The 6,778-nt window shown below is 50.3% G+C and carries 6 protein-coding genes and 1 pseudogene; 4 read left to right on the plus strand and 3 right to left on the minus strand.

Going from position 1 to position 6,778, the window contains the following annotated elements; genetic code table 11:
• The first annotated feature begins 138 nt into the window (after positions 1-138).
• Positions 139-2,766, plus strand: coding sequence for a bifunctional acetaldehyde-CoA/alcohol dehydrogenase (gene adhE / locus QOS10_RS04540; protein ID WP_283594031.1), 2,628 nt, complete (start codon positions 139-141; stop codon positions 2,764-2,766).
• 151 nt (positions 2,767-2,917) lie between these two features.
• Complete coding sequence (gene mscL / locus QOS10_RS04545; protein WP_283594032.1) at positions 2,918-3,331, plus strand: large-conductance mechanosensitive channel protein MscL; 414 nt, start codon at positions 2,918-2,920, stop codon at positions 3,329-3,331.
• Between the two features lie 38 nt (positions 3,332-3,369).
• Here the strand turns inward: mscL and QOS10_RS04550 are convergent, their stop codons facing one another.
• From QOS10_RS04550 to QOS10_RS04560, 3 genes are read right to left on the minus strand one after another with little or no spacing between them, the layout of a single operon-like run.
• The gene (locus tag QOS10_RS04550; RefSeq protein WP_283594033.1) at positions 3,370-4,122 is read right to left on the minus strand and encodes a DUF4097 family beta strand repeat-containing protein; all 753 of its coding nucleotides are present in this window, start codon (positions 4,120-4,122) and stop codon (positions 3,370-3,372) included.
• Positions 4,123-4,124: 2 nt separating this feature from the next.
• Entirely contained in the window at positions 4,125-4,739 is a 615-nt protein-coding gene (locus QOS10_RS04555) for a DUF1700 domain-containing protein (RefSeq protein ID WP_283594035.1), read from the minus strand.
• Positions 4,732-5,061 (minus strand): PadR family transcriptional regulator, encoded by a 330-nt coding sequence (locus QOS10_RS04560; protein ID WP_283594037.1) that lies wholly within the window; start codon positions 5,059-5,061, stop codon positions 4,732-4,734. Before QOS10_RS04560 ends, QOS10_RS04555 begins: the two co-directional genes overlap by 8 nt.
• A 289-nt stretch (positions 5,062-5,350) precedes the next feature.
• Here QOS10_RS04560 and QOS10_RS04565 point away from each other — a divergent pair, with 289 nt between their 5' ends.
• The gene (locus tag QOS10_RS04565) at positions 5,351-5,647 is read left to right on the plus strand and encodes a hypothetical protein (RefSeq protein WP_283594039.1); all 297 of its coding nucleotides are present in this window, start codon (positions 5,351-5,353) and stop codon (positions 5,645-5,647) included.
• Between the two features lie 21 nt (positions 5,648-5,668).
• Positions 5,669-6,448 (plus strand): annotated as a pseudogene (locus tag QOS10_RS04570) (RNA-guided endonuclease TnpB family protein); the annotation flags it as partial.
• Positions 6,449-6,778 lie beyond the last annotated feature (330 nt).

Here is a 6,778-nt window from a genome sequence, read left to right on the forward strand (position 1 = left end):
ATAATGATGTAAGCGAATTCACCAGCATAACCATTGTTCAAACCGTCACAAAGTGCTTGATTTCTTCCTGGGCATATATTACTATTAATCATGTTCAAAACATAACAAACTTATTAAAAATCAAAGGAGCAATTTGTTATGGCTAATCAAAAGAAACAAACTACTGAATCTAAAGAAACCAAGCAGCAGCAAGCTCAAGCCATGGTCGATGACCTGATGAAAAAGAGCTTGGCTGCCTTTGAGAAATTAAGATACTATTCACAAGAACAAGTTGATAAGATCTGTCAAGCAATGGCCCTGGCTGCCGAAGAACACCACATGGACTTAGCCGTTGACGCCGCTAAGGAAACTGGCCGTGGGGTTGCCGAAGATAAGGCAATCAAGAACATCTACGCCAGTGAATACATCTGGAACAACATCCGCCACGACAAGACGGTCGGCATCATCGAAGACAACGATGAGGACCAAACCGTCACCATCGCGGACCCGCTGGGGGTCATCGCCGGGATCGTTCCGGTTACTAACCCAACGTCCACCACGATCTTCAAGTCCATCATCTCTGCTAAGACGCGGAACACGATCATCTTCTCCTTCCACCCGCAAGCACTGCAATCTTCCATCAAGACTGCTAAGATCCTGCAGGAAGCCGCTGAAAAAGCTGGGGCACCAAAGAACATGATTCAATGGATCCCACAATGCAGCATCGAAGCAACGACGGCCCTGATCCAAAACCCGAACACCGCCACTATTCTGGCAACTGGTGGTCCCGCCATGGTTAAGGCTGCCTACAGTTCTGGTAACCCAGCATTAGGGGTTGGTCCTGGTAACGGTCCGGCTTACATCGAAAAGTCTGCTAACATTGCCCGTTCCATCTACGACATCGTGCTTTCCAAGACCTTCGATAACGGGATGATCTGTGCTTCCGAAAACTCCGTCGTAGTTGACGATGAAATCTACGACCAAGTTAAGGAAGAATTCAAGAAGTGGAACTGCTACTTCATCAAGCCAAACGAAATCAAGACCTTCACTGACGGCTTCATTGACCCTGAACGTCACCAGGTCCGGGGACCAATCGCCGGTCGTTCTGCTAACGCCATCGCTGAGATGTGTGGTCTGAAGAACGTCCCAGCCAACACCAAGGTTCTGATCGCTGAATACGACGGTGTCGGTGACAAGTACCCGCTTTCTGCTGAAAAGCTTTCACCAGTGCTGACGATGTACCGGGCAAGCTCCCGTGAAAACGCCTTTGACATCTGCCGTCAACTGCTGCACTACGGTGGTGAAGGTCACACGGCTGCCATCCACACCCTGGATGACGACCTGGTTACCAAGTACGGTCTGGAGATGCGGGCATCCCGGATCATTGTTAACTCCCCATCCGGTATCGGTGGGATTGGTAACATCTACAACAACATGACGCCTTCCCTGACCCTGGGGACTGGTTCCTACGGTGGTAACTCTGTTTCCCATAATGTTACCGACTGGGATCTCTTGAACATCAAGGTAATCGCTAAGCGGCGGGAGAACCGTCAATGGGTCAAGATCCCCCCAAAAGTATACTTTCAACGGAACTCACTAAAAGAATTGCGGGATATCCCAAACATTGAACGGGCCTTCATCGTTACCGGCCCAGGGATGAGCAAGCGGGGTTACGTTCAACGGGTAATCGATCAACTGCGGCTTCGTCAAAACCGGACTGCTTACCTGGTATTCGATGACGTTGAAGAAGATCCATCAACAAACACCGTTGAAAAGGGTGTTGCAATGATGAACGACTTCAAGCCGGACACTATCATCGCCCTCGGTGGTGGTTCACCAATGGACGCTGCCAAGGCAATGTGGATGTTCTACGAGCACCCAGAGACTTCCTGGTACGGTGTCATGCAGAAGTACCTCGATATCCGGAAGCGTGCTTACCAGATCAAGAAGCCGGTTAAGGCCCAAATGATCGGGATCCCAACCACTTCTGGGACTGGTTCTGAAGTAACGCCATTCGCCGTTATCACCGACTCCAAGACCCACGTTAAGTACCCACTGGCCGACTACGCCCTGACACCAAACATCGCGATCGTGGACTCCCAATTCGTTGAAACGGTCCCAGCCAAGACCACGGCTTACACTGGTCTGGACGTTATCTGCCATGCCACTGAATCATACGTTTCCGTAATGGCAACTGACTACACCCGTGGTTGGTCAATGCAGACCGTCAAGGGTGCGATGGAATACCTGCCAAAGTCTGTCCGTGGTGACAAGCTCGCCCGGCGGAAGATGCACGACTTCTCCACGATGGCCGGAATGGCATTCGGTCAAGCCTTCCTGGGAATCACCCACTCACTGGCCCACAAGATGGGTGGTGCGTTCGGTCTTCCTCACGGTCTGCTGATCGCCATCGCAATGCCGCAGGTAATCCGCTTCAACGCTAAGCGGCCGCAAAAGCTTGCCCTCTGGCCACACTACGAGACTTACCACGCAACCAAGGACTACGCCGACCTGGCACGGTTCATCGGCCTACAGGGGAACTCAGACGAAGAGCTGGCTGAAGCCTACGCTAAGAAGTACATCGAAGTGGCTCATGAATGTGGTGTTAAGTTAAGCTTGAAGGACAACGGGGTTACCCGTGAACAATTCGACAAGGTCGTTGACGAACTCGCCGTCCTGGCTTACGAAGATCAATGTACTACTACCAACCCGGTTGAACCACTGGTCAGCCAACTCAAGGAACTCCTTGAACGCTGCTACGACGGTACCGGTGTTGAAGACAAGTAATGACAATTCAATTTGATTATAAGAACGCCGCCTGGCAGTTGCCGGGCGGCGCTTTTAGTTATCTTAAGAATTTTTTAAGTCCGTCTTCCCCCGCCATTTTGCTTCCCCGGATCTGATAAAATTAAGGTAAACATCAATGAAGGAGGCTTATATGCTCAAAGAGTTCAAAGAATTTATCGCCCGCGGAAACGTGATGGACATGGCCGTCGGGATCATCGTCGGGTCCGCATTCACCACCATCGTCAAGGACCTGGTCGCCTACCTAATCAACCCCCTGATCGGGCTCTTCATCGGGAAGATCGACCTCTCCAACATCGTCTTTACCGTCGGCGCGGCCCAGTTCAAGGTCGGCGCGTTCCTGAACGCCGTGATCAACTTCCTGATCATCGCCTTTGTTGTCTTCCTCCTGGTCAAGGGGGTCAACCACTTCCGGAGCAAGAAGGAAGAAGCACCGGAAGAGGTGCCGAGTGCCGAGGTACAGTACCTCAAGGAGATTGCTGAAACCCTGAAGCAGCAGGGTTCGTCCACTACTGTTAAAAATACTGAGAACGTAAAAGATCGATAACTAATAAAAGCAGGTACCCCGCTAGGCACCTGCTTTTATTAGTTATCAAATTCGTTATCACCGGACTGGGTGATCAGCTCCAGGGTATTATTAGCGGTCATGTTATCTTCAACCGTGTCCTGGTCCCGGTCACGACCATTGACAGCATTGTCGCCACTGGTGGTCTGCAGCCGGTAGCCATCGATGCCAGCGGTATGGACCTCGTTATCACCAGAATCATTGTTGACCCGGTAGTAGCCGTTGACTCGCAGCTGGTGGGCCGTGAAGTCACCCGAATTCAGTTCGGCCTGGCCCCCATTAAGGACTAGGTTAGTCAGGTCAACGTCCCCGCTGGCCACATCAATTTTAGTATTAGTCAGGTCGACCCCGTCAACATCGAGATCGCCGCTGCCCAGCTTGATCGTGCCCCCGGTGATCTGGGCATCGCGAGGCAGCGTAATCGTCAGCTGGTCATCAAAGCCGTTGACATTGAAGAAGAAGCCGCCGCTGCTAGTCGACTGCTTGATTACCAGAGTCTGCCCCTTCTTCACCACAAGCGGCTTATTCTTGGTCAAGCCATGGTAGCTCACCCGAAAGGCGGCCCCGCGCTTGATCCGCACATTGGCGGTCGTCACGTCCAGGTTAACCTTATCAAAGCGACGGTTGGTCAGCCGCCAGCTGGCCTGGCGCTGAACCTGCGGCCGCCCGTTGTGAAAATCAACGTCCCGGTCACCATGATTCAGGTAACCGACCATGAGAGCAACTAGGCCGACCACTAAGACCAGCCAGCCGATCTTAAACATCCGTTTCATCATCAGGCTTCCTCCCTTCTGGACTGGATCTTCCGGTAAACAAACTTAGCAAAGTTGGCAATTGCCTGAGCCAACAGGCGCACTAGCCAGTACAATAGCGGCAGGCAGACCATGAAGCTCCCGATGGCACTTAATCCAATCCCGCCGTAGAAGAGACCAGTCAGCGGTTCCGTGGCGATAAGACCAATGCCCACATACAAAGCGGCAATGGCAGCCACTGCCAGTGAGGCTACCAGGGCCAGGGCCCCAATAATCACCCCAAACAGGCAGGCTGCCAGGGCAATCAGGGTGACCACCGCCACCAGGCCAATGCCAAAGGTCAGCGGCGAGGTGATGATGGCGACCAACACCCACCAGAAAACCCGCCAGCTGGAATGAGGACTAGCCGGGCGGCCCGCCTTCTTCGACTGGTCGTTGGCCTTGATCGAGTAGTCCACCAAGATCTTCCGGCTCAATTGCCGCGGGGTCCCGAGACGCTTCTCAATGGCCTGCCGGCTGTCCAGTCCCCCGTCAGCAATAAACTCGTCGTAAAACTCCAGCGCATCCTGGCGCTCTGCCGTCGTCAGCGGGCTGAGGTAGCTGGCCAGGTCACTGATGTACTTCTCACGCTCATTCATTTTCATTTCCCTCCCCCGTTGGATTGAATAATTGATCGAGGCTGTTCTTATAGTCATTCCAGAGTTTCCGCACCCGCTCCAGGTGGGCTTCCCCGTCAGCGGTAATCTGATAGTAACGGCGGTTACGTCCCTGGTAAGGCTGGTCGTAGGTGGTCACAAAGCCATCCCGCTTCAGCCGGCGCAGTACTGGGTACATCGTTGACTCTGAGACCGTGATGACCTCCTGAACGCGCTGGGTCAGTGCATAGCCGTAATAGTCATCCTGTTTGAGAATGGCCAGCACAATCCCATCCAGCAGGTCCGCGGTGATCTGAATTTTCATTTTATCCTCCTCCTTCGTCTTATATTATATTGTATATAGTATTATACTTAATTTCCTTTAGGAAAACAACCACTTTAGTTGCGTGAACAGTCTCCATCTTATGTGCCAAAAAGGAACGGCTATCTTCATATTCCCATTCACTAACTAATTACCCCAGCATGTCCATTAACTGGCCATTTATCAATACACAATGCTTAACGACGGCCCGATACTGACCTACAATAAGGGTGATCGATGAGGAAAATCATTGATCCGTTGTCACAATGCAAACTCTAAGGAGGGGTGTCTTATGTTTAACTTTGTATTTTGGGTTTTAGCCATTTGGTTTGTCGTCAATGTGGTATGGATGTGGTTCAAGCTCGATGATCAAACGTTACAAAAGACCTTCGCTTGGATTAATGTTTGTGCAATTGTAATTGGATTCTGGGTATACTACGGTGTTACCCACGACGCCAGCGGAATTGACGGCTGGTTCATCACCATGAATTGGGTCAACATCGCTGTCGCTGCTATTCAGTTCTACTTCGGCTACCGGAACTTAACGAACACCCACAGTGCTCACAACATTCACCACAAGGCTGCCTAAGTTAGAATCAATAATCCAAAACGGCTCCCCAAACTGCTGCTGGTAGTTGGGAAGCTTTTTTACTTTTTAGTAAAAAAGATTATTAAACGCTACACAGTCAGCTATGAGCCAACTGGGCGTTATTACCTGTCACTACAAGTTGAATCACCAGCACCGCAGGCTTTACCCAAAACAGGCAAGGCCGTTGGCCTCGATGTGGGTATCGCCGATTTAGTGATCAGTTCTGACGGCATTAAGTATCAAACATTCAATGCCAAGTGGTTAGAGAAACAAGCCATACAGTGGCAGAGCAAGTACAGTCAACGGCGGCACCGGGCTGAAGTAGCCGTACGTCAATGGAACTATAACCATAAGACCCTTAAAAAAGAACTGGCTGATTATCAAAACTGGCAACGGGCCAGAGTTCAAAAAGCACGTTACCAGCTGAAGATCGCTAATAGGCGCAAAGACTACTTGCATAAGCTAACCACTAGTTTAGTTAAGTAGTATGACGTGATTGTTATTGAAGATTTGAAAACCAAGAATCTGCAACACAACCACCACTTAGCTAAAGCCATTGCCAATGCTAGCTGGTACACGTTTAGGGCCATGTTGGAATATAAATGCGCCTGGTATGGTAAACGGCTGATTGTCGTCAAGCCCAACTATACCAGTCAAATCTGTTCCAATTGTGGGTACCATAGCGGGCCGAAACCTTTAGCAGTTCGGGAATGGACCTGTCCGCAATGCGGTACTCACCATGATCGGGATATTAATGCGGCAGTTAATATTCTCCATAAAGGATTAAAAGCCGTTGGTTAGGGACTAGCCATGGTAAAAGAACGAAGTTCTGTAAGTTAGGTTTTCAGAATACTGATATAACATCCTAAATACTACTTCGTGTTCCCAGAAGCTCGGTCATTTATGGCCGAGTAGTTCACCAATGTATTCTTCTTGAGTGCTCCTAAGCCACTAGGTCTCAATGATGTATTGTATACCATGCACTACTAGCCAAATGAAAAACCTGCGGCAACTATTCCGAACTGAACTGTTAAAAATGCCACCCGCTTCTATACTAATAGCCGGGTGGCATTCCTGTTTAATATAAATTTTTCGGGTGTGGCAATCCCTTGATTTCGTGACGGACGTGAT

It is taken from the genome of Limosilactobacillus galli (genome assembly GCF_947381495.1).
Taxonomy (GTDB): domain Bacteria; phylum Bacillota; class Bacilli; order Lactobacillales; family Lactobacillaceae; genus Limosilactobacillus; species Limosilactobacillus galli.

What these genes read in the sequence shown, in the direction of transcription:
- QOS10_RS04550 (WP_283594033.1), bottom strand. Translation starts at nt 4,122, where the DNA reads ATGAAACGGATGTTTAAGATCGGCTGGCTGGTCTTAGTGGTCGGCCTA.
- QOS10_RS04565 (WP_283594039.1), top strand. Translation starts at nt 5,351, where the DNA reads ATGTTTAACTTTGTATTTTGGGTTTTAGCCATTTGGTTTGTCGTCAAT.
- QOS10_RS04555 (WP_283594035.1), bottom strand. Translation starts at nt 4,739, where the DNA reads ATGAATGAGCGTGAGAAGTACATCAGTGACCTGGCCAGCTACCTCAGC.
- adhE (WP_283594031.1), top strand. Translation starts at nt 139, where the DNA reads ATGGCTAATCAAAAGAAACAAACTACTGAATCTAAAGAAACCAAGCAG.
- mscL (WP_283594032.1), top strand. Translation starts at nt 2,918, where the DNA reads ATGCTCAAAGAGTTCAAAGAATTTATCGCCCGCGGAAACGTGATGGAC.
- QOS10_RS04560 (WP_283594037.1), bottom strand. Translation starts at nt 5,061, where the DNA reads ATGAAAATTCAGATCACCGCGGACCTGCTGGATGGGATTGTGCTGGCC.